Origin of the sequence: uncultured Dialister sp. (assembly GCF_900541605.1) — a bacterium.
Classification (GTDB): Bacteria; Bacillota; Negativicutes; order Veillonellales; family Dialisteraceae; genus Dialister.
This window is the reverse complement of sequence record NZ_UQKJ01000007.1, coordinates 1-25,980: the sequence shown is the minus strand read 5'-3', so window position 1 is coordinate 25,980 and position 25,980 is coordinate 1. Positions and strand designations below refer to the sequence as shown.

Below are 25,980 nucleotides of genomic sequence, written 5' to 3'. Positions count from 1 at the left end.
CCAATTGTTAGATGTAAACGAATTTGATTCCATGAAGATCGGCATCGCCTCTCCGGAAAAAATCCTGGAATGGTCTCACGGTGAAGTGACGAAGCCAGAAACCATCAACTACAGGACACTGAAGGCGGAAACCGACGGTCTTTTCTGCGAAAAGATCTTTGGACCGACCAAAGACTGGGAATGTAAATGCGGCAAATACAAGAAAATGCGGTACAGAGGCACCATCTGCGATAAGTGCGGTGTCGAAGTCACCAGCTCCAAGGTGCGCCGTGAACGGATGGGCCACATTGCCCTGGCCTGCCCGGTATCCCATATCTGGTACTTCAAGGGTACCCCGTCCCGTATCGGACTCATCCTTGAAATTCCTCCTCGCCAGCTGGAACGGGTCCTCTATTTCATCGCTTACATTGTGCTGGACCCCGGCTCCACTGACCTCCTGAAGAAGCAGGTCATCGATGAAAAGGAATACCAGGATACCATTGCTAAGTATGGCAAGGACTCCTTCAAAGCCCAGATGGGGGCGGAAGCCATCCAGCAGCTTCTGAAGGAGCTGGACTTGCCAACGCTGGAAGTAGCCCTAAAGAAGGAGGTCAAAGAATGTAGCAGTCAGCGTAAGGTTAAATGCGTCCGCCGTTTGGAAGAGGTGGAAGCATTCCTTCATTCCGGAAACAAGCCGGAATGGATGATTCTTACTGTTCTTCCGGTCGTTCCGCCGGACCTTCGTCCAATGGTCCAGCTGGACGGCGGCCGTTTCGCCACCTCCGACCTGAACGACCTGTACAGAAGAGTCATCAACAGAAATAACCGTCTGAAGAGACTGATGGAACTGGGAGCTCCGGAAATCATCATCCGGAACGAAAAACGTATGCTCCAGGAAGCGGTGGATGCGCTCATCGATAATGGCCGCCGCGGCAGGGCTGTTTCCGGCCCCGGCAACCGGCCCCTGAAGTCCCTGTCGGACATGCTGAAAGGCAAGCAGGGTCGTTTCCGCCAAAACCTTCTCGGTAAACGTGTCGACTACTCCGGCCGTTCCGTAATTGTAGTCGGTCCTGAACTGAAAATGTACCAGTGCGGTCTGCCGAAGGAAATGGCTATCGAACTCTTCAAGCCTTTCATTATGCATGAACTGATCAAGAGAGGCGTAGCCAGCAACCTGAAAGCAGCCCGCAAGAAAGTGGACAAGCTGGCTCCGGAAGTGTGGGATGTACTGGGAGACGTGATCAAAGAACATCCGGTACTCCTGAACCGTGCGCCGACGCTGCACCGCCTCGGTATCCAGGCCTTCGAACCGATCCTCTGGGAAGGCAGGGCTATCAAGCTGCATCCTCTCGTATGTCCGGGCTACAACGCCGACTTCGATGGGGACCAGATGGCCTGCCATCTGCCGTTGTCCGTGGAAGCACAGGCAGAAGCAAGAACCCTCATGCTTTCCATTAACAATATTCTTTCTACAAAGGATGGGAAGCCTGTCGCTATTCCTTCCCAGGATATGATCCTGGGGTCCTACTACCTCACCATTGTGAAAACCGCCAACGATGCGAAAGTCGATTTCACACCGGAAGAAAAAGCGGCTAACCCCAATGCGAAGTTTGATCCCATGAAGGAATGGAAAAAGGCAGAAGATGAAATGGATACATCCCATCTCCATGCCTATACCGGATATGACGAAGTCATGCTGGCCTATGCGCTCCATGAAGTCGGGATCCACGATTTCATCAAAGTACGGATTCCTAAGGAAGACCGTCCTGATGGATTCAATGACGATGCCAAGGATCTCGTCATCACCACCCCGGGCCGCCTGATTTTCAACTACGCTATTCCGAGAGAACTGCGGTTCTTCTACAAGCGCCATGAAAAGAGAGTGGGCGAAGACGGCAAGACCTGCGAAGTGGTGAACAACGGCCTCGGCATCACCATCGGCAAGAAGCAGATGGGCAAGCTCGTCAACGACTGCTTCAAGAAACTGGGCTTCAAAGCTACCGGTGACCTCCTGGACTCCGTAAAGGCCCTGGGCTTCCATTACGCCCTGGTTTCCGGTATTTCCATCGGCATTTACGACGTCGCTGTACCGCCGGAAAAGGATAAGATCCTGGCCGACGGCGATGCGAAGGTTGAACAGATTAAACGGTTCTTCCGCCGCGGCCTCATGACTGACGATGAAAGATATCGCAGGGTCGTCGATGTATGGAGTAAGAAGACCGATGAAGTGGGCGCTGCCATGAAGAGTTCCATGGTGAAGTTCAACCCGCTGACCATGATGGCCCAGTCCGGCGCCCGTGGTAATGATAACCAGATCCGCCAGCTGGCCGGCATGCGCGGCCTCATCGCCGATACATCCGGTAAAACCGTAGAACTGCCGGTTAAGGCAAACTTCCGTGAAGGCCTCACCGTCCTCGATTACTTCACCTCTTCCCACGGCGCCCGTAAAGGTCTGGCCGATACGGCTCTCCGTACCGCAGACTCCGGTTACCTCACCCGCCGTCTGGTTGATGTATCCCAGGATGTCATTGTCCGGGAAGAAGACTGCGACGTACAGGTCCTGAATTTCGACAGGGAACAGAGTATCATCGCTTCCCAGCCGGAAGTGAAGAACCGGATTATGGGTCTGAAGAAGACACTCCTCGGCGCTGTACTGGATGAAGATGTCATCGACCGCCGGAACGGGGATATCCTCCTCGTCAAGGGCAAGACTCTGAATGCCGATGATATTACGCTCCTGAACCATCACCTGGTGGAAGAAATCAAAGTCATCATTCCGTCGGCCGAAGGGGAAGAGGAAGAACAGAAAGTCTTCAACCTGGGCACCGCTGACGCTGTGAAGGAATACAACCGGGCCATGAGACACCATCTCACTGTCCACTTCGCAGGCAAGAAACTGGAAGAAGATGTGTATGACCGCAAGGGCAATCTCATTCTCCCGGCAGGCACCGAAATCAATGCGGAAACTACGGAAACCATCCTGGCCCACGATATCCCGGTCATCAAAGTCCGCATGGATGAGATGGAAGGGGTAGAAGTCAGCAAGATCGAAGAAAACGGACAGCCCATCGAATCCCTGGCAGACCGCATTGCCGGCCGCTGCCCCCTGGAAGATGTGGTGAACCCGAAGACCGGCGAAGTCATTGCGAAGAAGAATGAAGAAATCAGCGATGACCAGGCCGCAGAAATTGAAAAATACTATGACAAGCTGAAGGTCCGTTCCATCCTCACCTGCCGCTCCGCCCACGGCGTATGCGCCAAGTGCTATGGCCGGAACCTGGCAACCGGCCGTCACGTAGAAATCGGCGAAGCTGTAGGTATCATTGCAGCCCAGTCCATCGGTGAACCTGGTACCCAGCTCACCATGCGTACATTCCATACCGGCGGCGTTGCATCGGCCGAAGATATTACACAGGGTCTTCCCCGTGTCGAAGAATTGTTCGAAGCCCGCAAACCAAAGGGCAATGCCATCATTTCCCGGATTGCCGGCACCGTAGCCATTACTACGGCAGAAGACAACCCGAACGTGAAGATCATTACCATTACCAATGATAATGAGACGGAAAGCGAAAAGATTCCGGTGGCCAAGAAGATTTCCGTTGTCGATGGACAGCATATCGAAGCGGGCACCCGTCTTTTCGAAGGTAACATCAACCCCCACGACATCCTGGCGGTTCTCGGCGTACAGGCTACCCAGAACTACATCGTCAAGGAAGTCCAGAAGGTATACCGCAGCCAGGGCGTTGAAATCAATGATAAACACATTGAAATCATCGTTCACCAGATGCTCCGTAAGATCAAGATCCTTGATCCCGGCGACTCCGGCTGGCTCCCGGGGGAAACGGTGGATATCGTTGCTTACCGCAGCACCAATGAACGTCTCGACGATGAAGGACGGAAGAAAGCCATCGGTGAAAACCTGCTTCTTGGTACCACCAAGGCAGCACTGGCTACGGACTCCTTCCTCTCCGCTGCATCCTTCCAGGAAACCACAAGGGTCCTCACGGAAGCAGCTATCAAGGGCAAGGAAGATCCGCTTCTCGGCCTGAAGGAAAACGTCATCATCGGCAAACTGATTCCTGCCGGTACCGGCATGTCCCGTTACCGCAGACTGAAGGTGGTTCACAACGCAGAACCGCCGGAAGCTCCTGCAGAAGCACCGGCTGAAGAAAAAGCTGAATAATGGCATGAACTGAAAACAGCTCCCTTTTGGGGGCTGTTTTTATGTGCGGTTTCTCCTGGGGATGGTCGGAGTCACTGGCACGGGGCTGTTAGCTGATAGCTGCTAACAACCACACACGGTTGCATGCATACCTGGCCATAGGGCACCTGGCCCTGCAGGCGGACCAGCTTCCCTAAAAGCTGGCAGTCCCACGCAAGTGACTCTGACCGTCTCCAGGGAAACCATATTCTCCAAGCTTTCACTTGAGAAATTTCCGGCTTCCCTCTACAATAAGAGAAAACAACGAAGGAATTCATAAAGGAGTCATTATGCTGCGCCTATTGAAATATGCAGCCCTTTCCCTTCTCTTGGCCTGCGGAGGGGCTGGTCTGTCCCAGGCGGATAACCTTACAGTCCAGGGACTGGGCACTATCCCTTTGGGAGATAAAATCCGGGTCACCGATGGGAAGGACAATGAAATCGGCAAGGCCTTCGTAGCCGCGTCCCATCAGAAGAACTATGGGAAAACGGCACGGGCCGCCATGTGGTCCATGCTCACCGTCCCGCCGGGCATGGAAATGTACCCGGAAAAAGGACCCTATCCCTATGATTCCATGCACCTGTACCAGCTGAAGCTGGAAAACGTGAAGGGTATCTATACGGCGGCGGTCTTCGTCTTCTCCGGGACATCGGAAGATTTCTTCCATGAAGGAAATAAGAAGGCTGCCGCTTTCTGGCAGGATGCTTTCCGTCAGGATGCCGGCCGTCCGACCTCCCTCTTCGGCATGCCCAAGATCCGAATCGAAGAGTTCCAGAACCTTATCGATGAAATCCTGAAGGAACGGGGCGGCGATGCCAGGTCTGTCACCATGCTGACCTTTGCCCCCTGGCATGCCTTCAAAAATGAAGACGGCACGTACCACTGGTCCCAGGAAGCCAAGGTCATCATTACCAATGAAAAGGGGCTGTCCTTCCCCATGTGGATCTATACCTCCCTGTACAAGGAGGGAGACCGGTACTACCTTATCGAAGTGAATGGCAGCCATGAAGCGGCGGATGAACTGGAAAATTCCCTGGTCTATGGGCTCTATCGCCTGGAAAGGAAGGCAAAGTGATGAAGAAAATAACAGCCCTCCTGGCTGCAGCCGTTTTCCTGGCAGGAGGCAGCGCTTCTGCCTATGACCTGGCAGCGCTGACCGCAAAATCGCTGCCCCAAAGTTATGCGTACCATGCAATCCCCGGTACGGAGATCCTGTCTTTCAGCGGCGGCACCATTCCCTACCACATGGGACAGCTCACCATTACCCTGAACCGGGTCAAGAAATTCTCTTCCGGCTACATCATAGAGGCCCAGCTGCCCCAATCGGCGGCGGAAGCGATGAAACCCTTCTTCCGGCTGAATCCGGGGGAGGAACAGTGGGAGAAACTGATCCGGCTGAACCGGATTTTCATGGATCCCGATTCCTTTATGCGGAAAGACATGCAGAAAACCATGATGAGCCTGGCGGTGAATGCCATGGGTCCTTTGGCGGAAAAGAATGTGACCGTGGAAATATCGGGCATCGAACCCTTCCGCCGGCTGTCGGCGGATGAGGCCTACGTCTTTACCGCTGGCGCCCGCATTACATTCAACGCCCAGGGACTGATACTCCCTATGTACAGCCGGGCCTACTTCTTCCCCAGCGGAGACAGGGAGAACCTGGATGTGCTCATGCTCTTTACCCCGGACGAAGGAAAGGGCCCCCTGGTCTACGCCATCGACGACCTGGCCAAGGAGGCCGCAAAGTCGGAACTCCTGGGATCCGCAGGATATAAGGATCTGGGGGAACTGCTGGCGAAGAAAGAATGATAGAAAAAGAGGTATCTGTGAAGGATACCTCTTTTTTACTTGGGCCTGTGAGGGTGAGTGTGCATGGGAATGGGTGGGGCCTTGAGCTTTGAGCCTTGTGACTTGAGAGAACAGGCCCTTCGGGCCGAGTATGTGGCGGGGGGGCGTACGAACGGATGGGAGCTTCTAGCTGTTAGCTTTTAGCTCCTGGGAAGGCTGGTCAGCCGCTTCGCGGCAAATGCACCCCTTCTGTCAGCTTCGCTGACATCTCCCCCAGAGGGGGCGACAAGTTTTTAGCTTGCGGCGAAGCCACTGACCGCTTCGGCCTCGACCTCAATCTCAACTGCGCCATAGGCTGACCAGCTTTCCTAGCAGCTGGAAGCCCCTATCCGATTACATGCAAGCTTGGCCATCTATCACTCGGCCCATCGGGCCTGGTCAGCTCAAGGCTCAAGGCTCAAGGCCACAACCATTCCTATAATGCTTAACCCCCAGTTCCTTCCGGCCGTTCTTTCTGTGGAGTCCCCCTCCGTTTTGTGGTAAGATAAGGTAGTATTATCGGGTGTTTCGGTATAAAAGTACTGCAGGAGAGCTTCTGCAGCAGGGGAAGGAGTGTTGAACTTGTCTGATATCAGACGCTTATATGTACGAAAGAAAGAAGGGTTCCGCCAGGGGGAAGAAAGCCTCACGGCCCAGCTGAAGGAAATCCTGGGGGACCGGATTTCTGATTCCGCCATTTACCACCGCTACGATGTGGACGGGCTCACCGACGAAGACTACGAAAAGGCAGTGGCCACGGTCTTCTCGGAACCGCCGGTGGACGATACCCAGAGGGACCTCCCGAAGGGAGACCTGGTGATGGGGGTGGAATTCCTCCCCGGCCAGTATGACCAGAGGGCGGACTCCGCAGAACAGTGCCTGGCCATTGTGACAGGCAAAGACGGCGCCCGGGTACGCTGCGCCCTGGTGTACGTATTCAACGGACACTTCGAGAAGGGAGACCGGGAAAAGATTCTGAAGTTCCTGGTGAACCCCGTGGAATCCAGGGAAGCCAGCCTCCTGCCGGCGGAAACACTGGACCTTCCTATCGAGGAACCGAAGCCGGTGCCCGTCATGAAAGGGCTTCGTGACCTGGACGATGCAGGCATTGACGGCCTCATCGATTCCATGGGCCTGGCCATGAGCCATGATGACCTGGTCATGATTCGGGACTACTTCCGGGACGAAGAAAAGCGGGACCCCACGGAAACGGAAATCCGGGTGCTCGATACGTACTGGTCCGACCACTGCCGGCACACCACATTCTCCACGAAGCTCACGGATATTGACGTGGAGGACGGCACATACAGTGCGCCTATTTCCAGGGCCCTCAAGGAATACGGGGATACCCGTATCCATATTTACGGCAAAGACACCACCCGTCCGGTGACCCTCATGGACATGGCCACGGCGGCGGTGAAGGCACTCCGGAAGGAAGGAAAACTTGCGAACCTGGACGCTTCGGAAGAAGTGAATGCCTGCACCATCAAGGTGAAGATTGATACGGCCAATGGACCGGAAGACTGGCTCCTGCTCTTCAAGAATGAAACCCACAACCATCCGACGGAAATCGAACCATTCGGCGGCGCAGCCACCTGCCTCGGCGGCTGCATCCGGGATCCCCTGTCCGGCCGTTCCTATGTGTACCAGGCCATGCGGGTCACCGGCAGCGGCGACCCCCGGACCCCTCTTTCCGAGACTCTCCCGGGAAAACTGCCCCAGCGTAAGATCACGGTAGAAGCAGCGAAGGGGTACAGTTCCTACGGCAACCAGATCGGTCTTGCTACGGGAGAAGTGAAAGAATATTACCATCCCGGCTTCATTGCCAAGCGCATGGAAATCGGCGCCGTAGTGGCGGCAGCTCCGGAAGACCACGTCATCCGCCTGACTCCGCAGCCCGGGGATGTGGTCATCCTTGTGGGCGGCCGGACCGGCCGCGACGGCATGGGCGGCGCTACGGGCTCCTCCAAGGAACTGAATACGGAATCCATTGAAACCTGCGGTGCCGAAGTGCAGAAGGGCAATCCTCTGACCGAAAGAAAGATCCAGTGCCTCTTCCGCCGGGGTGAAGTGACCCGTCTTATCAAACGGTGCAACGATTTTGGCGCCGGCGGTGTTTCCGTGGCCGTAGGGGAACTGACGGACGGACTGGATATCAACCTGGACAAAGTACCGAAGAAATATGAAGGCCTTGATGGTACGGAACTGGCAATTTCCGAATCCCAGGAACGGATGGCCGTGGTGGTCCGTAAAGAAGATGCGGACCAGTTCATTAAGTATGCGGCGGAAGAAAACCTGGAAGCCACGGTGATTGCAGATGTGACAGACACAAAGCGCCTCGTCATGAAGTGGAGAGGCACCCCCATTGTGGATATTTCCCGGGCCTTCCTCGATACGAACGGCGCCCAGCAGGTGAAGAGCGCTCACATTGCAAAGCCTGACGAACAGGGATATTTCCATCCCACCGCTCCTTCCTCCATCAGGGATACCTGGCTCTCTGCCATGGGAGACCTCAACAACTGCTCCCAGCAGGGGCTTTCGGAACGGTTTGACTCCACCGTCGGCGCCGGCACGGTACTCATGCCCTTTGGCGGCAAGTACCAGAAGACCCCTGCCGATGGCATGGTGGCGAAGTTCCCTGTACGGAAAGGGGAAACTGACAGCGCCAGCTTCATGGCCCATGGCTTTGATCCGGACCTGGCGACCTGGAGTCCTTTCCACGGAGCCGTGTATGCGGTGCTCCTTTCTGTGACCCGCCTCGTTTCCATGGGGGCAGACTGGAGAAAGGCATATCTGACGCTGCAGGAATATTTCGAAAAGCTCACGGACAAAACGAGCTGGGGCAAGCCGGCGGCTGCCCTCCTCGGCGCTTTCCATATGCAGGAAGCCCTGGGCCTTGGCGCCATCGGCGGCAAGGATTCCATGAGCGGCACATTCAATGATCTCCACGTGCCGCCCACACTGGTTTCCTTCGCTATCGCCCCCGGTAAAGCCTCGGAAGCGGTGAGCCAGGAATTGAAAAAAGAAGGGGATGCCCTGGTGCTCTTCGGAATGCCGAAGGACAAAGAGGGTATGCCCAATATCGATGTATTCAAGGCCCATGCGGACTTCCTGTACAAGGAAGTGCAGGCCGGCCATATCGCAGCCATGAAGGCCGTAGGCCATGGCGGCGTAGCAGTGACCGCTGCGAAGATGGCCTTCGGCAATGGTCTGGGCATCCATTTTACGGATAACCTGCCGCTCCCGAAATTCTTCAGCAATTTCTACGGTGCCATCATCGTGGAAACGACGCCGGAGCTGGCTGCTGCATTCACGAAGCAGCCCCATACTAAGCTTCTGGGCACCGTAGTCGGGGATTCCATGGAAGCCTATGGAGAAAAGGTGGCCCTTACCGACCTCCTTTCCGCTTACGAAAAGACGCTGGATCCCATCTTCCCGCGGCGGGCAAAGAGTATCGAAAAGGCAGATCCGGTGCTTCCGGAATCGAATCCGGTACCCCAGTTCTACGTGCATACCAATATCGCCAGACCCCGGGTATTCATTCCTACCATGCCCGGCAACAACTGCGAAGTGGACAGCGCCAGAGCCTTTGAACGGGCCGGCGCCGTGGCGGATATCTTCATTTTCCGGAACCGGGATTCTGAAGAACTGAAGAATTCCGTAGAAGAAATGGCAGAACGGATCCGCCACGCCCAGATTGTCATGTTCCCCGGCGGCTTCTCTGCGGGCGATGAACCGGACGGCAGCGGTAAGTTCATTGCCGCCGTATTCCGGAATGAAAAGCTGAAGGAAGCCATGGACAAGCTGCTCCATGAAAGGGATGGCCTGGCTCTGGGCATCTGCAACGGTTTCCAGGCACTCATCAAACTGGGCCTTGTACCCTACGGTGAATTCAAGCCTCTTACCAGCGATGCGCCGACGCTGACATTCAATACCATCGGCCGCCACCTGTCCCGGTTTGTGACCACGAAAGTGGTATCTACCAAGTCCCCCTGGCTTTCCCTCTGCAAGCCCGGCGATCTCTACAGCATCGCCATCAGCCACGGGGAAGGACGGTTCATCGCGTCCGATGAACAGGTGAAAGCCCTGGCAGCCAATGGCCAGATTGCTACCCAGTACACGGACTTTGACGGAAATCCGACCTACGACAGCCGGTTCAATCCGAACGGTTCCTGCTGGGCCGTGGAAGGCATCACGAGTCCTGACGGCAGGGTCCTGGGCAAGATGGGCCACACCGAACGGCGGGGCGACAATATTGCCAAGAACATTTCCGGAAATAAATACCAGCCTCTCTTCGAAGCAGGGGTGAAGTATTTCCAGGGTTAACAGGAATATCAGAAAAACGTGCAGGACTGTTCCTGCACGTTTTTTGATTCTGGTGTTGCGGTTAGAGTCATCGGAGTGGGGCTTTTAGCTGCTAGCTGCTGGCTTCCAGAAAACCCGGCCCGCCTGCGGCGCTTCCTGCATGATATTTCCGTCATTCATTTATATCGTAGACTATAAAGCTTTACTGAATGCTAAGAGCTGGCAGCTGGAAGTCCCCGATCTAATGAATCCGGCCGTCAGTATCCGAATCCGGAAGCGCCGCAGGCCGTTGGGCTTCCCTAGCAGCCCCGCTCCAGTGACTCCAATCGTCATTACCCTGAGTCCGACTCAAATGGCCCATGGACCAATTCGGCCTGTCCGCGGTATAATAAGGTAGTTTTTACAGGAAAGGAGGTGCCCCTTGGATCCAAAACCTACAGACAGCAGTGGAGTCTTTTTCGTCAAACGGCTGGTGCAGCGGTTTAACGATGACAATGTGACAGCCCTGGCGGCGGAGACCACCTACTATTTCATCCTGGGGCTCATTCCTTTCCTGATCTTCCTGGTGAACGCCATGCTCTTCTTTGCGGCGCCCCAGATCCATATTATCCTGAACCTTCTGTCCTATCTCCCCGATGATGTGGCGGTGGCCATGGAAGCCAATATTCTCCGTATCATCCGGGCCCGAAGTTCTATCTGGCTTTTTGTCGGCCTTGCCGGTGCCCTGTGGACGTCTTCTCAGGGAGTGGATACGCTGATCCGGTCCATGGATATTTCCTTTTTCGGGAATCGGAATAAGCAGTCCTACATCAGGGTCAATGCCAAGTCCATCGTCTTTACCCTGTTCATTTCCTTTGCCATGATCCTTTCCCTGGGGCTCATCGTTTTCGGCAATGCGGTGGTCTATGCCATTGCCTACTACTTCCGGGTGCCTGAGATTTTTCTGAAACTATGGACCCTGGTGAAATTCAGTATCCCCTTTGCCATCATCGCCTTTTCCCTGGCCGCCTTCTACGAATACGCCCCGGCCAGGCAACGGTCCCAGTGGAAACGGGTGCTGACGGCGGCTTTTCTGGTGACTTCCATATGGATTGCCCTCACCGCGGCCTACGGATTCTATATCCTTCACGTATCATCCATGGGCCTTACCTACGGATCCCTCATCGGCTTGATTGTCCTCTTTATCTGGTTCCACCTGGCAGCCATCGTCATTATTTCCGGCGGCGAATTCATCGCCGTGTGGGATGAGACGGTGAAGAGGAAAATGGAGAGGGAAGAATAAAATTTCATCGGAACGCAGGTAGTATATTAGTGGATAGAGTCACACCCATGACGCAACCAGCTTCCAGGAATACTGGTCAGCCTGCGGCGCTTTTCACCTGATATTTCCACCAGTCCATTCGTGCCGTAGGCCGTAGAGCTTTTCTAGAAGCTAGCAACTGGAAGCTTCCGCACGAATGGCTCTATCCATCAGCATGATAACCTGCTAACGCCTGTTAGCGTGCAAAAAGCCTCGGAGACACAGTCTCCGGGGCTTTTCAGGTGCACCGATTTCTTATCTGGCCTGCACTTCGGCAGCGGATGCCTTCTCTTCCTCCTCTTCTTCATCCCGGCCTACACACCAGGAAGCGAAGAGGGAGCCCGATACATTGTGCCATACGGAGAAGATGGCTCCCGCAATACCGCCGGCGGCGGTGAAGTACATGAGGGCCAGGGTAGAGGCGAGGCCGGAATTCTGCATACCCACTTCGATGGCCATGGCCCGGACCTGGGCCTTGTTCATGCCGAACTTCCGAGCGCAGAAATACCCAAGGGCCATGCCGCCCAGGTTGTGGAGAATGACCACACACAGGATCAGGAGGCCGTTATCCAGGATTGTCCGGCCGGACAGGGAAACTACACAGCCCACGGTGAGGATAATGACCAGTGCCGAAAGCATGGGCATGACACCGTTTACCCGGGCCACAGCTTTCGGGAAGAAATAATTGATGGCCACCCCGAGGAGCAGGGGCAGGAGTACCATCTTGATGATGGAAACCATCATGGCCGGGAAGCTGATATTTACCCAGGCTCCCGCAATGAGCCAGATCAGGAAAGGCGTCACAAAGGGAGCGAGGATAGTATTCACCATGGTCATGGATACGGAAAGGGCCACGTCCGCATGGGCAATGTAGGAAATCACATTGGAAGCGGTGCCGCCGGGGCAGCAGCCTACGAGGACCACGCCGATGGCGATAGCCGGCGGCAGGTCAAAGATTTTGATGAGCACAAAGGCCAAAGATGGCATGATGACGAACTGGAGCACTGATCCCAGGGCCACGTTTTTGGGCTGTTTGAAGACATTCCTGAAGTCCTTCGGCGTCAGGCTCATGCCCATGCCGAACATGATAACCCCCAGCATGACAGGAATCCAGGGGGCCAGTGGTTTCATGACGGAAGGAAAGAATATGCCGAATATGCCGGCCAGTATGACACCCACCGCCATGTAGCGGGTGCAGATACGTACGATTTTGGAAAGCATGACAGGCTCCTTTGGGAAAAATGACGGAATGAAGACGATTGGAACTGTTGGTTTTGCCTGCTGATGGGGGAGTCATACCCGCGGGAGCTTTCCTGACAGCTGGCAGCTGTCAGCCCCGCACGAATGATGTTACCCATCAGCATCGATTTCATCAGCCGATTTCCCGTTCTTTTTCAGCGCCCCTTGTCTTCAGGGGACGGTTATGCTCATCCACCATGACCACCTTGGGCACGAAAGAGCGGGCTTCTTTTTCATCCATCTGGGCATAGGCGATGATGATGACAATATCCCCGATGGCAGTGCACCGGGCAGCGGCTCCGTTCAGGCAGATGACTCCGCTTCCCCGCTTGCCGGGGATCGTATAGGTTTCCAGGCGGGCGCCGTTATTGTTGTTGCAGATCTGTACCCGCTCACCGGGCAGGATGCCGGCGGCATCCATGAGGTCCTGGTCAATGGTGATGCTTCCCATGTATTCCAGATTTGCTTCTGTCACCGTAGCCCGGTGAATTTTCCCATGCATCATTGTATATGTCATTATTCTGCCTCCAGTACCACGTTATCAATGAGTCTTGTCTTTCCGAATTTCACAGCCACCGCCAGGAGCACCTTTCCATGGATGGTATCGGAAACGTCTGTGAGCCCCGGCATGCCGTACATTTCCACATAATCGATGTCGCTCATGGGCTCTCCTTTGATTTCTTCAGTGACCTGGGAAATCAGTTTTTCCTTGCTCCGTTCGCCCTTTTCAAAGGCTTCCTTGGCGTGTTTAAGGCTCCGGGAAAGGACGAGGGCTGCCTTGTGCTCCTCCGGGGAAAGGTAGACATTCCGGGAACTCTTCGCCAGGCCGTCTGCTTCCCGGACAATGGGCATGATCCGGAGTTTAACGTTCATGAACAGGTCTTCCACCATCCGTTCCAGTACCTGGGTCTGCTGGGCATCTTTCAGTCCGTAGTAAGCCCGATCGCATTCGGTGAGGTTGAAGAACTTGGTGCATACCGTAGCCACACCCCGGAAATGGATAGGTCTTGTGCGGCCGCAGAGAACTTTCGTGATGGGGCCTGTCACTTCTACCCAGGTGGGATCTTTGTGGGGGTACATTTCTTCCGGGCTTGGCGCAAAGAGCAGGTCCGCTCCTGCTGCTTCCGCTACCTGGCAGTCGTGGTCCAGGGTCCTCGGGTATTTCGCATAGTCTTCATTGGGACCAAATTGGGTGGGGTTTACGAATACCGTGGTAATGGTTACATCGTTTTCTTTGTGGGCAGCCCTGATGAGGGAGGCATGGCCCTCATGGAGGGCACCCATGGTGGTTACGAGGCCGATGGTCTTTCCTTCCTTTTTGCACTGGTGTACGAAATCCTTCAGCTCTTTAATCTTGTGGTAGACAATCATTTTGTCGTCCTTTCCGGGAAATTTTCCCACTGCTTTTCTGCAACAACGGGACAGGATTTCAATAAAAAAGGCGCACTCCAAAAGGAATGCGCTTTCCTGGAACCCTGTTTCCCCGCTGCTGGTAAGACACAGCCCAAAAGAGCCTGCCCAGAGGGAGCTGCCAGGAATTCTCCGGAAAAGGGATGTAAAAAAAACCGCACCCGAAAAGGATGCGGCTGTTATTGAAATCTCTGCATTCGTCTCGGTCATTACAATCCAAGCGATATGAATTTTTTTGGAACGGTATTCCCTTGGGCTATTTCCAATTCCTGTCCGCTGCAGCTCAGCTGATACTACGCGGGGAAATGGGAAAACTCCCTTTGGCGGGTCTCCGGCATTCCCATTTCAGGCTCTCCCTGGGAGATGCCCATACGGGTCCGTCCGGAACATACCTTCCGAAGACAAGGATAAAACAGGGAATAGTTTCTGTCAAGGCAGAAATTTGACTTTATTTCGTTTTCAGGAGCAGGTGGAAGGATATCCGGCCATCTTTGTAGGTGACGGACAGGGGGATGGAAAGGAGGGAAGACAGCTCTTTCGCGATGGAAAGGCCTATGCCGTAACCCGCTTTTTTGCTGTTGTGGGACTCGTCATTCCGATAGAACCGTTCAAAGAAACGGGAGTAGTCCACGTGGGCCCCGTCCTTGTAATCATTGGAAACAGTGAGGAGGATGCTGTCCTTCTTCTTTCCCTTTTCTGCGTCAATGGCAATGGTGCCATTATCATCGCAGTACTTTACGGCGTTATCCAGAAGGATATGGATAATTTCAGTCAGGTACTTCTCATCGGTTTTCACCACGGTTTCCGGCGGGCAGGAAATGGTGAGCTTTTTGTGCTGTCCTTCCGCCAGAAGTTCAAAGTCCTCCCGGCTCTGGGAAAGGAGCTTTGTGAGGTCGAAGGGAACCTTGTTCAGCTGGGCCTTCGTGGTTTCGCCGGCCTTGGAAAGGAGAATGAGATGGCCGATGAGGCCGGACATACGGCGGACCTGCTTCAGGATACCCTCGGTCCACTGGTTTTTCCCATTCATCATTTCCATGGCTTCCGCATTGACAGAGATAATGGCCAGCGGCGTTTTCAGCTCATGGCTGGCGTTGGTAATGAACCGTTTCTGGTTCTCCAGGTTCCGGACGAAGGGAGCAATGGCCCGGTTTGACAGGACGGCGAAAATCAGTACATAGAGGAGGATGCAGATGAGCCCGAACCACATGGAGTAGGACATAAAGGTATGGACATCGGAAAATTCTCTCGTGCAGTCCAGAATGACAATGAGGGTGCCTCCATCGGCGGTGGCTGTTTTCATATATCCGTAACGGGCTTTGTTTTTCTGGAGAAACCCTACATCCGAAGGAGCGCTCAGGGCAATCTTAGCAAACTCCACGGCCTGTTCTTCAGAAAAGGCGACGATATTTTTTACATTGGCCCCGGTAATCCGGTTTTCACTGTCCAGGCGGATGGAAAAGTAGCGGATCAGGTAGGGCGATTCCGGCGTATCCTCGGGCCAGGTGGTCCCGAACTGGCTGTTCCAGAAGGAACTGTCCCCGCCGCGGATGCGGGAAGGGAGGCTGCCGCCGTTCTGGGTGATATAGGTCATGGTGTCCAGGCAATGGGTGCGCATGCCGTAGTATCCCATAAGATTGATGAGGCCCAGGGCGCCTACCACAATGATAACGATGGCCAGGGTGGCGAGAAGGATGAACTGCCGCCGAAGCCGCCTGATGATGTTCATACTAGTCCTCCCTCAGGGCAAGGCGGAACGACTGCCCCTCTTCTCCGAAAATGGAGAGGTCCGAATTGATGGCGGACAGCTTTTCCCGGAGATAAGAAATGTAAATCCAGACCACGCTCTCATCGACCCCCTCTTCGCCGCTCCAGATTTTCTGAAATAGGTAGGACGTGGAAAGCTCCTTATTTTCATTGAGCATGAATAGTTTCATGAGCTTTGTTTCCTTACCGGAGAGGCGGATGGAATTGTGGGCCGACAGCTCCTGTTCTTCCGTGTCCAGACTTGTGGAACCGGCGGAGAGGATGGTGGGGGTGAAGTCCTTATTCCGGCGGGTGAGAGAACGGATGCGGGCCAGCAGCTCCCCGATGGCGAAGGGCTTTGTGAGGTAGTCATCGGCGCCGGAATCGAGGCCCGTAATGCGGTCGTCCACTTCGGATTTGGCGGTGAGCATGATGACCGGCGTCACGTCGCCTGCTTCACGGAGCTCCTTCAGCGCCGTAATGCCGTCTTTCACGGGCATCATGATATCAAAAATCATGCAGTCGTAATTTTTCTTTTGGGCCAGGTCCACGGCGATGGCTCCATTTTCCGCCCAATCCGCTTCAAAGCCCTGGTGCTTGAATATGGCCAGCAGCACATCGGCCATGTCTTTTTCATCTTCTGCAAGAAGTAAACGCATATGATCATACTCCTTTAGTGTCGAATATTCCGGCGCTTCTCCGGATGCAGCCTGAGGCCGGCGCCCGGAGAAGACTCATACCAGCTTCTCAATGCTCCTGGCGGATCAGATTCCGGATGGTCTGCATGGACAAGTCGCAGGACGCCAACTCATCGGCGCAGCGCTTCAGTTCCCTTGTAATCATTTCCGGGTTCCTGATATCCTTCTTGTACTTCATCTGGTGTTCCAGGCTGGCCCAGGAATCCATGGCAATGGTACGAAGCTGGATTTCCACGAAGAAATGGCCGGGGGTATGCCCTTTCACATCTTCAAAGGGGGCCTCCACGTCGATGATCATGTGGTAGCTCCGATACCCGTTGGGCTTGGCGTTTTTGATGTAATCCTTGCCTTTCACCACCGTCACACCGGGGAGGGAAGAAATGAACCGGATATTGTCGTAGATGTCATTAAGGAAACAGCAGACAATACGGAGGCCGATGGCATCGTGGATATCGTAGAGGGCAGACACCGGTGTAGGGGGCAGGTCCTTGCGGTGGCATTTTTCCACCATACTGTCCTCTGACTTGATGCGGTAAATCAGGTGTTCATAGGCCCCTTCGCCGTATTCTTCCTGGTGGGAGCGGTTAAATTCCTGGATCCGGGAAACCAGGGATTCCATGATTTTGGGAAGCACCTCTTTCCAGGCGCCGTAGATAGATTCATTCATTTTTGTACAGTCTCTTTCCTTGGATAAGTTTTATCCTATTATAGCATGAATAAGGGAGGAACAAGGGAAAGGCTGTTAAGGGGAAAGTGGCGGCGCGGAAATAATCGGGAATGAGAAATTAGGAATTAGGAATGAAGGTGGCGGCGCACAGATTGGGAAGCGCCGCAGGTGGACGATTCTCGATCTCGATCTCGATCTCAATCTCAATCTCTCATTCATATTTCCCTTTACCTGCAGCCTCCCGGTATGTTATAATAAACCGTATTTACCGATACTATAAACAATCCCTTTTCTCTGTGCTATAATAACGGAGATACATTGTTTTTTGCTGTATACCCGAGGGGGAAAGAAGAAGAAATGAAAAGAGAAGATATCCGTAACATTGCCATTATCGCCCATGTCGACCATGGCAAGACGACTCTTGTGGATGCCATGCTGAAACAGAGCCATGTTTTCAGAGATAACCAGAAAGTGGCAGAACGTGTCATGGACTCCAACCCGATTGAACGGGAAAGAGGCATTACCATTCTGGCAAAAAATACCTCTGTCATGCACAACGGCGTGAAAATCAATATCGTTGATACCCCAGGGCATGCAGATTTCGGCGGCGAAGTAGAACGTATCCTCAACATGGTAGATGGCGTTCTCCTGCTGGTAGATGCCCATGAAGGCCCAATGCCCCAGACGAAGTACGTTCTCCGCAAGGCACTGGAACATAAGCTGAAACCAATCGTCGTCATCAATAAAATCGACCGTCCGGACCAGCGCATTTCCGATGTGGAAGGCGAAATCCTGGACCTGTTTATCGAACTGGAAGCGGATGATGAACAGCTCGATTTCCCGCTCATTTACTGCTCTGCCAGAAACGGCATTGCCAAGCTCCATATGAACGATGAAGGCAAGGACCTGGGACCCCTCTTTGATGCAATCCTGAAGTACTGCCCCTGCCCCGACGTGGATCCCGACGGCGGTCTGCAGGTCATGGTGACCACGCTGGAAGCAGATGATTACCTGGGCAAAGTGGCCATCGGCCGTATTACCCGGGGCACTGCCAGACAGGGCATGCCTGTAGCCATTACAGATGGCACCAAGATCCGTAGCGATCATATCGGTTCCCTCTTTACCTGGCAGGGAATGAAACGGACCCCCGTACAGGAAGTGAAGGCCGGCGATATCATCGCCATGGCAGGTTTCAAGGACATCAACATCGGTGAAACCGTAGCCGATGCTGCAAATCCGGAAGCCCTTCCATCCATCCACATCGACGAACCGACCCTGTCCATGGTATTCCATGTCAACAAGAGCCCCTTCGCCGGCAAGGAAGGGGACTTCGTAACATCCCGCCACATCCGTGCCCGTCTCTATAAGGAAATCGAAACCAACGTGGCCCTCCGTGTAGAAGATACGGATACCTCCGATGCTTTCAAAGTTTCCGGCCGCGGCGAACTCCATTTGTCCGTGCTGATTGAAACCATGCGCCGTGAAGGATTTGAACTGGAAGTATCGAAACCCCAGGTTATTTATAAAGTCATTAACGGCAAGAAATGTGAACCGCTGGAACGGCTCACCATTGAAGTACCCCAGGAATTCATGGGCGCCGTCATGGAAGGTCTTGGACCGAGAAGAGCGGAAATGATTTCCATGGAAGAACTGGCAGGCTACATGAAGATGGAATTCTCCATTCCTGCTCGCGGCCTCATCGGCTTCCGTAATGAACTCCTCACCACCACCCGTGGCACCGGTATCATGTACCACGTATTCCAGGGCTATGCTCCCTACAAAGGCGATATTCCTGAAAGAACAAGGGGATCCCTTGTGGCCTTCGAAGCCGGCGTTACCACTGCCTATGGCCTGAACTCCATCCTGGACAGGGGCGAACTGTTCCTGGAACCGGGCGTGGAAGTTTATGAAGGCATGATCGTCGGTGAAAACTCCCGTGACCAGGATATGGACGTGAACCCCTGCAAGAAGAAGCACCTCACCAATACCCGTGCTTCCGGCTCCGATGAAGCTATCAAGCTGCCGCCCTGCCGCAAGTTCACCCTGGAATCCGCACTGGAATGGATCAACGATGATGAACTGGTAGAAGTAACACCAAAGAGCATCCGCATGAGAAAGATGGTTCTTTCCCGTCAGGCTCGTTATAAGAACGCTAACGTAAAGAAGAGCCAGCAATAATTGGCTGGTTAAAAAGGTGGACCCTTTATGGGCCCACCTTTTTTGAATGCTGATGTGTACGTTCAAACAGGCAGGGGATCCTGGACTCCAGGGAAGCACCGTCCATTCGCATGCACACTCAGCCACCTGACACTGTTGCGAAGCAGCCGGTTCCCGGTAAGCTGTAAGCGGATAGCGGAAAGCCCATCGGAAACATGAGTCCCATTTCCTTTAACCTCAGTCTCCACAAAAATTTCTTAATTTCCTGTACCATCTGGTATATAATAAAGACAAAGAACCAATATTTAAGAAAGGGGGACCCCATATGAAGAAACTTGTATGTCTGGCAGCCATGGCGGCGCTTCTGGCCGGCGGCGCCGGATCAGCCAGCGCTATTGGCGGCATTATGGATACGGAAGTGGGCTATGGATACAACGGAGCAGCCGATGGCATCCACAGCGCCCATATCGAAGTGAAGCCGATTCCGAAAGTAGCCGTAGGCGCCGAGGTGCGCCACTGGAACCATCGGGGCAATGAGACCGATGTGTATGCAAAATACAGGATCGGCCATCTCTACATCGGTGCGGGCAGCCGGAATTACTATGACCGGGATGCCAGAATGTTTGGCCTGGTAGAAGGCAGGGCCAATGTGCTGGGACCTCTGGATGCCTATGCGGGACTCCTTGTTTCCAGCGAGGAAAGACAGTACAAGGCAGGCCTGCAGCTGGACCTGGTGCCCACATCCTTCGACGTGGACCTGAATTATACCTACTACGACAGGGATGATGTGGATAACGAAGGCGGCGTAGGTATCGGCCTGAATTACCATTTCTGACAATAAAAAAACTCCTGCATTATTGCAGGAGCTTTTTTTATTGTCAGAAATTACTCTGTACTTCCCTGGCAGGTTGTATTTCCTATTCGACCCGGTCCCACTCCGGCCGGCGGTCCCGAAATACGTTGATCTGTGTCCACACTTCTTTGATGACGTCCGTGTCCATACGGCCGTAGGCGATTTCCTCCGTGTCTTCCAGATGGCAGATATCTTCACCCCAGGGGTCTAGAAGCAGGGATTCTCCGGCGTAATCCGTATCCCCGGAATGGCCGGCCTGGTTCACGGCGGCCAGGTAGAACTGGTTCTCTATGGCCCGGGCCTGGTTCAGGCGGACCCAGTGGGCGTTCCGAATCTTCGGCCAGGCCGCAGGGACGAAGAACAGGTCCACTCCTGCCAGCGCTTCCCGGCGGATAAGTTCCGGGAACCGGATGTCGTAGCAGATGGCCATGGAGCATTCAATGCCGTCCAGGGTAAAATGGGAGAGGTGGTTTCCCATACGGAAATAGCCGGGCTCCCCGGAGAGGGAGAAGCCGTGCATCTTATCATAAGTAGAAACAAGGTCTCCCTTGCGGTCGAAGACCATGGACCGGTTGTAAATATCATTGCCTTCCTGTACAGCCGTGGAACCGCCCACGATATTCACGGCGTACCGGGATGCGGTTTCTGAAAGGAGACGGGAAGTCTCTTTCCCTTCTTTGTCGGCCAGATCTGCCAGATTTTCCCTGGGGAAGAATCCGGTGTTCCATGTTTCCGGAAGGACCAGGATGTCCGGCTTTCGTTCCATGGCTTCTTCCATCATCTCTTTGGCATGGGCAAAATTTCTTTCCGGATTTCCCATTTCTACCTGCATCTGTATCAGTGCGATTCGTAATTTCATGGCATCCTCCCTGGGCAAAGGCCTTCGGACAGCGGTGAATGGCTGGAGGCGGATTCACCGGTATATACATTATGTGTCTGCTGCGGAACAGGCGCAGCTTTCTACGTTCATTATAGCATGGCCGGTTTCACGAAAAAAACCTCCCGAAGGAGGTCTTTTATGGAGTCTGTGTTCAGTCAAAAAACTTCGCCGAAGCGGCGGCGAGGTATGCGGTATCCAGGGTGCCGGCGGTCTCGTAGGACGAGTGCATGGCCAGCTGGGAAAGGCCGATATCCACCGTAGGCATGGCGACTTTCGTATTGGAAATATTTCCAAGGGTGGAGCCGCCGGGGTTATCACTGCGGTTGGTGAATGTCTGGGTGGGGATATGGATTTCCTCACAGAGGTTCTTGAACCGGGCAGCGGACAGTGCGTCTGTGGCGTAGCGCTGCTGGGCGTTGTACTTGATAACGATACCCTTATTGATGACAGGCCGGTTTACGGGGTCTGCGTATTCTTCGTGGTTCGGGTGCACGCTGTGGGCGTTGTCTGCAGAAATCATGAAGCTGCCGGCGATCATGGCCATGGTTTCGTCATAGGAATACCCCAGGGACAGGGACAGCCGCAGGAGTATATTGGAAAGGAAGGTGGATCCGGCGCCGTTGGCCGTGCCGCTTCCCACTTCTTCGTTATCGAAGAGGGCGTAGAGGGAAATGGCCTTTTCCTTCTTTCCGGCTACGAATCCGCGGAAGGCGGCAAAGGCGCACTGCAGGTCATCGAGCTTCGGGGAGGAAATGAATTCCCTGTCCTCTCCCCAGAGGGTGCCGGGAACCCGGCTGTAGAGGTACAGGTCATGGGCCAGAATGTCTTCTTTCTTCACTCCGGCTGAAGCGGCGACAACATCCAGGAAGGATGATTTCCCACCGGTCATGCCGTAGAGGGGAGAAAGGTCGGTCTGGATATTCCAGTCCTTTTTATGGTTTACGTTCCGGTCCATATGGATAGCCACGGAAGGGATGACGAGCATAGTGCCGTCTACGGCAGCCAGCTTTTCCGCCAGATGGCCATTTTCCCGGACAATGAGCCGGCCAGCCACGGACAGGGGACGGTCCAGCCAGGTGGACATGATCATACCGCCGTAGCCTTCCACGTTGAGGGTCACATAGGGGCCCTTTTTCATTTCCGGATTTTCCTTGATTTTGAAGGTGGGGGAATCGCAGTGGGATGCGATGATGCGGAAAGAACGGGCTCCCTCTTCCGGTACGGTGAAAGCGATGAGGGCGCTGCCATTCCGGGTGACCACATATTTCCCGCCTTTTTCGATGTGCCAGGGGTCTTCTTCCCGGATTTCCGTGAATCCGGAGTAAAGAAGGGCTGCTTTGATTCCATGGACTCCATGGAAGACAGAGGGAGACCGAGCGATGAAGTGAATCAGGTTTTCACTGATTTCCTGCGGTGTTTCCGGTTTTTCCAGTTCCATTATTTCTTATGGTTCACCTTTCTCTGGTAAACGGCTTCTGCCATCTGGGCCCGGGCACGGATGACGGGATTTGTGGAATTGATGGAAGTGGGGGTGAAGTTGCTTGTATAGTGGAGGGCCTTCGTCTCTTTTTCCATTTCTACCACCTGGATGGTGCCGGCGGTACGGTCATAGGCATAGGTATAGGTGCAGGTGCCGCCTTCGATGGCTTCCACAGCTACGAAATTCAGGATTTCATGGCCATTGGTAGTGTGCTTCACGCTGGCTTCATCCATGTCGATGGACACGGTATCATTATATTTCCAGAAGTTGGCTGCCGAAACAGACAGGGTGCCTGCTGCAATGGCTGCGGCCATACCAAAGGCAATCAGAACTTTTTTCATAAAATCACTCACTTTCCCGGAAAAGGACATCCCTTTCCGATAAATCAGGATAGATGGTACTTTACTTATTATAACATACCCCTATCGCCTGTTATTTGCCTTTTTTCTTATGGGAAATATAAACTTTTCTGAAACTGACAGATCACAGGAAACAGGGGCTTTCTTCTATCCGCCAATATTGCTATAATGCCTGTAAATGATATAAAGGGAATCTGTTACAGGGAGAGATGAAGATGAAAAACTACGGATTTACCGTTTCCTATGATGGCAGCCGGTACGAAGGATGGCAGCGGCAGACAAGGACGAAGGAAACTATCCAGGGAAAACTGGAAGAGACCCTGGAGAAAGTAACCGGTGAAAAAGGACAGGTCATTGGCGCCGGAAGGACTGACGCCGGGGTCCATGCCCTGGGACAGTATGCCAATGTGCATCTGGAAGGCCCGTATCCGGCGGAGAAACTGGAAGATGCCTGGAACCGGGCCCTGCCGGACGACATTTCCATCCATCGCCTGGAGGAAAAGGAAGACCGTTTCCACAGCCGCTTTTCTGCCAGGACCAAGCATTACCGCTACCGGATCCGTATGTCCTCCGAAAAGGATGTTTTTGCCCGGCGGTATGTGTGGCAGCTGGGAGAAAAACTGGACGTAGATGCCATGAAGAAAGGGGCCGCCCTCCTTTTGGGCACCCATGATTTCACCTCTTTCTGCGGCAACAGGCATATGAAAAAGTCCGCTGTCCGGACGGTGGAGGATATCGTCCTGACAGAAGAAAGGGGGGAACTTCATCTGGACTTCTGGGGAGACGGATTCCTCCAGAATATGATCCGTATCATGGTGGGCACCCTGGTGGAAATAGGGGAAGGAAAAAGGGAAGCGGATTCCATCCCCTCGGTTTTCGAGGCCAAAGACCGCTCCGGCGCCGGCTTCACCGCCCCGCCCCAGGGCCTCTGCCTGGTGGAAGTAATATATTGATGGAACAGGTTGCTGGCGGGCTGACAGTTCATCCTATGAATGGGGAAAAGAAGAATCTGAAAAAATTACAAAAACGCTTGACATCTATAGCCCCGCTTGGTATACTATATAAGTCAGTCAACCACTGATACAAATCAATAAGGCGCTGACCGAGAGGTCAGGGATAAGCAGCATGGAGAGGTGTCCGAGCGGTTTAAGGTGCATGATTGGAAATCATGTTGCCGGCGAATACCGGCACGGGGGTTCGAATCCCCCTCTCTCCGCCACAAATGTGGGCTCTGTCAGAAATGACAGAGCCCTTTTGCTTTGTCTGTTTTCAGGCGGGAAACGGATTCCAAACGGCGGGTACCGTTGGTTTCATCTGATTATTATCTGCGGCAAAACCGCAGAACTCCATTCTCTTGCTTCAAATTTCAAATCTCTCCCATCCCCAGTGGCAGAATTGAAGATTCGTTATATAATGTAGATATACAATTATTTCCTCATAGTTCAGTCACAGGAAGGTGTCAACATGAAGATTTCACGGAGAGCATTAAGCCTGACCACATCACCGATTCGTAAGCTGGGACCCTATGCCCAGGAAGCCCAGAAGGCAGGGAAGAAAGTGTACCATCTGAATATCGGACAGCCCGATATTGAGACGCCGCCCCAGTTTATGGAAGCCATCCGGAAGTTTGACAAGAAAACTATTGCCTACGGACAGTCCCAGGGCGATATGCACCTGATTCACCAGATCCAGAAGTACTACAAAGAATGGGGCATGGAGTACAGTGAAAAGAATATCTATGTCACCGCCGGCGGCAGCGAAGCACTGGAACTGGCAGCCCTCACCCTCTGTGATCCGGGGGATGAAATCCTTGTATTTGAGCCGTTCTATGCAAACTACAATTCCTTCGCCAAGATTGCAGGGGCCCATGTAAGAGCTGTTCCTACCAGTGCCGAAAACGGCTATCGCCTGCCGGACAAGGATACGGTAGAAAAATATGTTACCGATAAGACCCGGGCCATTCTTCTGACGAACCCCGGCAACCCCACGGGCGTAGTGTATACGAAGGCCGAAATGGACATGATTGCTTCGGTGGTCAAGAAACATGGCCTGGCCCTCATTGCGGATGAAGTGTACCGGGAATTCGTATACGATGGAGCTTATACCAGCTTTGGCACCTACGATGACCTGGCAGATAACCTCATCATTGTGGACTCCGTGTCCAAGCGGTACAGTGCCTGCGGTGCCCGCATCGGATGCCTGATCAGCAAGAATGAAGACTTCACCACCCAGATCAATAAATTCTGCCAGGCCCGCCTCTGTGTGCCAACGGTAGAACAGGTGGGGGCGGCTGCTCTCTACGATACACCGAAATCCTATCTGGAAGAGGTCAATAAGGAATACAAGAAACGCCGCGATACCATCGCTGCCGGACTTGCGAAAATTCCGGGCGTCATTTCTTCGGACCCCAAGGGTGCTTTCTACGTCATGGTAAAACTCCCTGTGGATGATGCGGAAAAATTCGCTATCTGGATGCTGAAGGACTTCGAAGAAGACGGGGAAACCGTAATGATTGCCCCGGGCAACGGTTTCTATGCGGAACCGGGCAAGGGCATCGATGAAGCCCGCCTGGCCTATGTGCTGAACTGCAGGGACCTGGAAAGGGCCATTACCCTCCTGGCCCATGGCCTCAAGGCATATCCAGGAAGAAAGATCTGAAGATAATAAAAAAGACAGTGGAGTGAAGAATTTCATTCCACTGTTTTTTTTTATTGAAGAAGATGCAACATTTCAGTTTGTCGAGCTGTTGGTATTCGGTGTTGACGGGTAGAGTCACTCGCACGGGGCTTCTAGCTTCTAGCTTCTAGCGGCTAGCAGCTAGGAAAACTGATTCGCCTGCGGCGCTACCCACCCTATATTTCCGTCAGTCATTCGTGCCGTA

Annotated in this window: 18 protein-coding genes and 1 tRNA gene; 10 read left to right on the top strand and 9 right to left on the bottom strand. The window is 53.7% G+C overall.

The annotated features are described in order from the left end of the window. Positions 1-4 precede the first annotated feature (4 nt). The 5 genes from rpoC to QZR21_RS01120 all read left to right on the top strand — a co-directional run bounded on the left by rpoC (position 5) and on the right by QZR21_RS01120 (position 11,595). Entirely contained in the window at positions 5-4,162 is a 4,158-nt protein-coding gene (gene rpoC / locus QZR21_RS01140; RefSeq protein WP_296973285.1) for a DNA-directed RNA polymerase subunit beta', read from the top strand. 308 nt (positions 4,163-4,470) lie between these two features. Continuing rightward, positions 4,471-5,256 (top strand): hypothetical protein, encoded by a 786-nt coding sequence (locus tag QZR21_RS01135; RefSeq protein ID WP_296096579.1) that lies wholly within the window; start codon positions 4,471-4,473, stop codon positions 5,254-5,256. Then, the gene (locus tag QZR21_RS01130; RefSeq protein ID WP_296096580.1) at positions 5,256-5,990 is read left to right on the top strand and encodes a hypothetical protein; all 735 of its coding nucleotides are present in this window, start codon (positions 5,256-5,258) and stop codon (positions 5,988-5,990) included. The genes QZR21_RS01135 and QZR21_RS01130 overlap by 1 nt, the downstream gene beginning before the upstream one ends. 600 nt (positions 5,991-6,590) lie before the next feature. After that, a complete protein-coding gene (locus QZR21_RS01125) occupies positions 6,591-10,334 on the top strand; it encodes a phosphoribosylformylglycinamidine synthase (protein WP_296096582.1) in 3,744 nt (1,247 codons plus the stop codon). A gap of 400 nt (positions 10,335-10,734) precedes the next feature. Continuing rightward, positions 10,735-11,595, top strand: coding sequence for a YihY/virulence factor BrkB family protein (locus tag QZR21_RS01120; protein WP_296096584.1), 861 nt, complete (start codon positions 10,735-10,737; stop codon positions 11,593-11,595). Between the two features lie 273 nt (positions 11,596-11,868). Here QZR21_RS01120 and QZR21_RS01115 read toward each other — a convergent pair whose 3' ends face one another. The 6 genes from QZR21_RS01115 to QZR21_RS01090 all read right to left on the bottom strand — a co-directional run bounded on the left by QZR21_RS01115 (position 11,869) and on the right by QZR21_RS01090 (position 17,370). Next, positions 11,869-12,834, bottom strand: coding sequence for a bile acid:sodium symporter family protein (locus tag QZR21_RS01115; RefSeq protein ID WP_296096586.1), 966 nt, complete (start codon positions 12,832-12,834; stop codon positions 11,869-11,871). 151 nt (positions 12,835-12,985) lie between these two features. After that, a complete protein-coding gene (panD, locus tag QZR21_RS01110; RefSeq protein ID WP_296096587.1) occupies positions 12,986-13,369 on the bottom strand; it encodes an aspartate 1-decarboxylase in 384 nt (127 codons plus the stop codon). After that, positions 13,369-14,223, bottom strand: coding sequence for a pantoate--beta-alanine ligase (gene panC, locus QZR21_RS01105; RefSeq protein WP_296096589.1), 855 nt, complete (start codon positions 14,221-14,223; stop codon positions 13,369-13,371). Before panC ends, panD begins: the two co-directional genes overlap by 1 nt. 487 nt (positions 14,224-14,710) lie before the next feature. Then, entirely contained in the window at positions 14,711-15,988 is a 1,278-nt protein-coding gene (locus tag QZR21_RS01100; protein WP_296096591.1) for a cell wall metabolism sensor histidine kinase WalK, read from the bottom strand. 1 nt (position 15,989) lies between these two features. Then, entirely contained in the window at positions 15,990-16,664 is a 675-nt protein-coding gene (locus tag QZR21_RS01095; protein ID WP_296096593.1) for a response regulator transcription factor, read from the bottom strand. A gap of 88 nt (positions 16,665-16,752) precedes the next feature. Then, positions 16,753-17,370 carry a GTP pyrophosphokinase family protein gene (locus QZR21_RS01090; RefSeq protein ID WP_296973278.1) on the bottom strand — a complete coding sequence of 206 codons (618 nt, stop codon included), beginning with the start codon at positions 17,368-17,370 and terminating at the stop codon, positions 16,753-16,755. Positions 17,371-17,727: 357 nt separating this feature from the next. Here QZR21_RS01090 and typA point away from each other — a divergent pair, with 357 nt between their 5' ends. Further along, positions 17,728-19,548, top strand: coding sequence for a translational GTPase TypA (gene typA / locus QZR21_RS01085; RefSeq protein WP_296096606.1), 1,821 nt, complete (start codon positions 17,728-17,730; stop codon positions 19,546-19,548). A gap of 304 nt (positions 19,549-19,852) precedes the next feature. Further along, positions 19,853-20,362 carry a transporter gene (locus tag QZR21_RS01080; RefSeq protein WP_296096608.1) on the top strand — a complete coding sequence of 170 codons (510 nt, stop codon included), beginning with the start codon at positions 19,853-19,855 and terminating at the stop codon, positions 20,360-20,362. Between the two features lie 82 nt (positions 20,363-20,444). Here QZR21_RS01080 and QZR21_RS01075 read toward each other — a convergent pair whose 3' ends face one another. The 3 genes from QZR21_RS01075 to QZR21_RS01065 form a co-directional block, all read right to left on the bottom strand. Beyond that, positions 20,445-21,239 carry a carbon-nitrogen family hydrolase gene (locus QZR21_RS01075; RefSeq protein ID WP_296973274.1) on the bottom strand — a complete coding sequence of 265 codons (795 nt, stop codon included), beginning with the start codon at positions 21,237-21,239 and terminating at the stop codon, positions 20,445-20,447. Positions 21,240-21,411: 172 nt separating this feature from the next. Beyond that, positions 21,412-22,698, bottom strand: a complete 1,287-nt coding sequence (locus QZR21_RS01070) for a M18 family aminopeptidase (RefSeq protein WP_296973271.1) — start codon at positions 22,696-22,698, stop codon at positions 21,412-21,414. Further along, positions 22,698-23,081 carry a hypothetical protein gene (locus QZR21_RS01065; RefSeq protein WP_296096614.1) on the bottom strand — a complete coding sequence of 128 codons (384 nt, stop codon included), beginning with the start codon at positions 23,079-23,081 and terminating at the stop codon, positions 22,698-22,700. Before QZR21_RS01065 ends, QZR21_RS01070 begins: the two co-directional genes overlap by 1 nt. A 233-nt stretch (positions 23,082-23,314) precedes the next feature. Between QZR21_RS01065 and truA the strand changes: the two genes are divergently transcribed. From truA to QZR21_RS01050, 3 genes are all read left to right on the top strand, one after another. Further along, complete coding sequence (gene truA / locus QZR21_RS01060; protein WP_296096616.1) at positions 23,315-24,052, top strand: tRNA pseudouridine(38-40) synthase TruA; 738 nt, start codon at positions 23,315-23,317, stop codon at positions 24,050-24,052. A gap of 174 nt (positions 24,053-24,226) precedes the next feature. After that, positions 24,227-24,318 (top strand) — tRNA-Ser (locus QZR21_RS01055). Positions 24,319-24,563: 245 nt separating this feature from the next. Next, a complete protein-coding gene (locus tag QZR21_RS01050) occupies positions 24,564-25,757 on the top strand; it encodes a pyridoxal phosphate-dependent aminotransferase (protein WP_296973266.1) in 1,194 nt (397 codons plus the stop codon). The last annotated feature ends 223 nt before the right edge of the window (positions 25,758-25,980 follow it).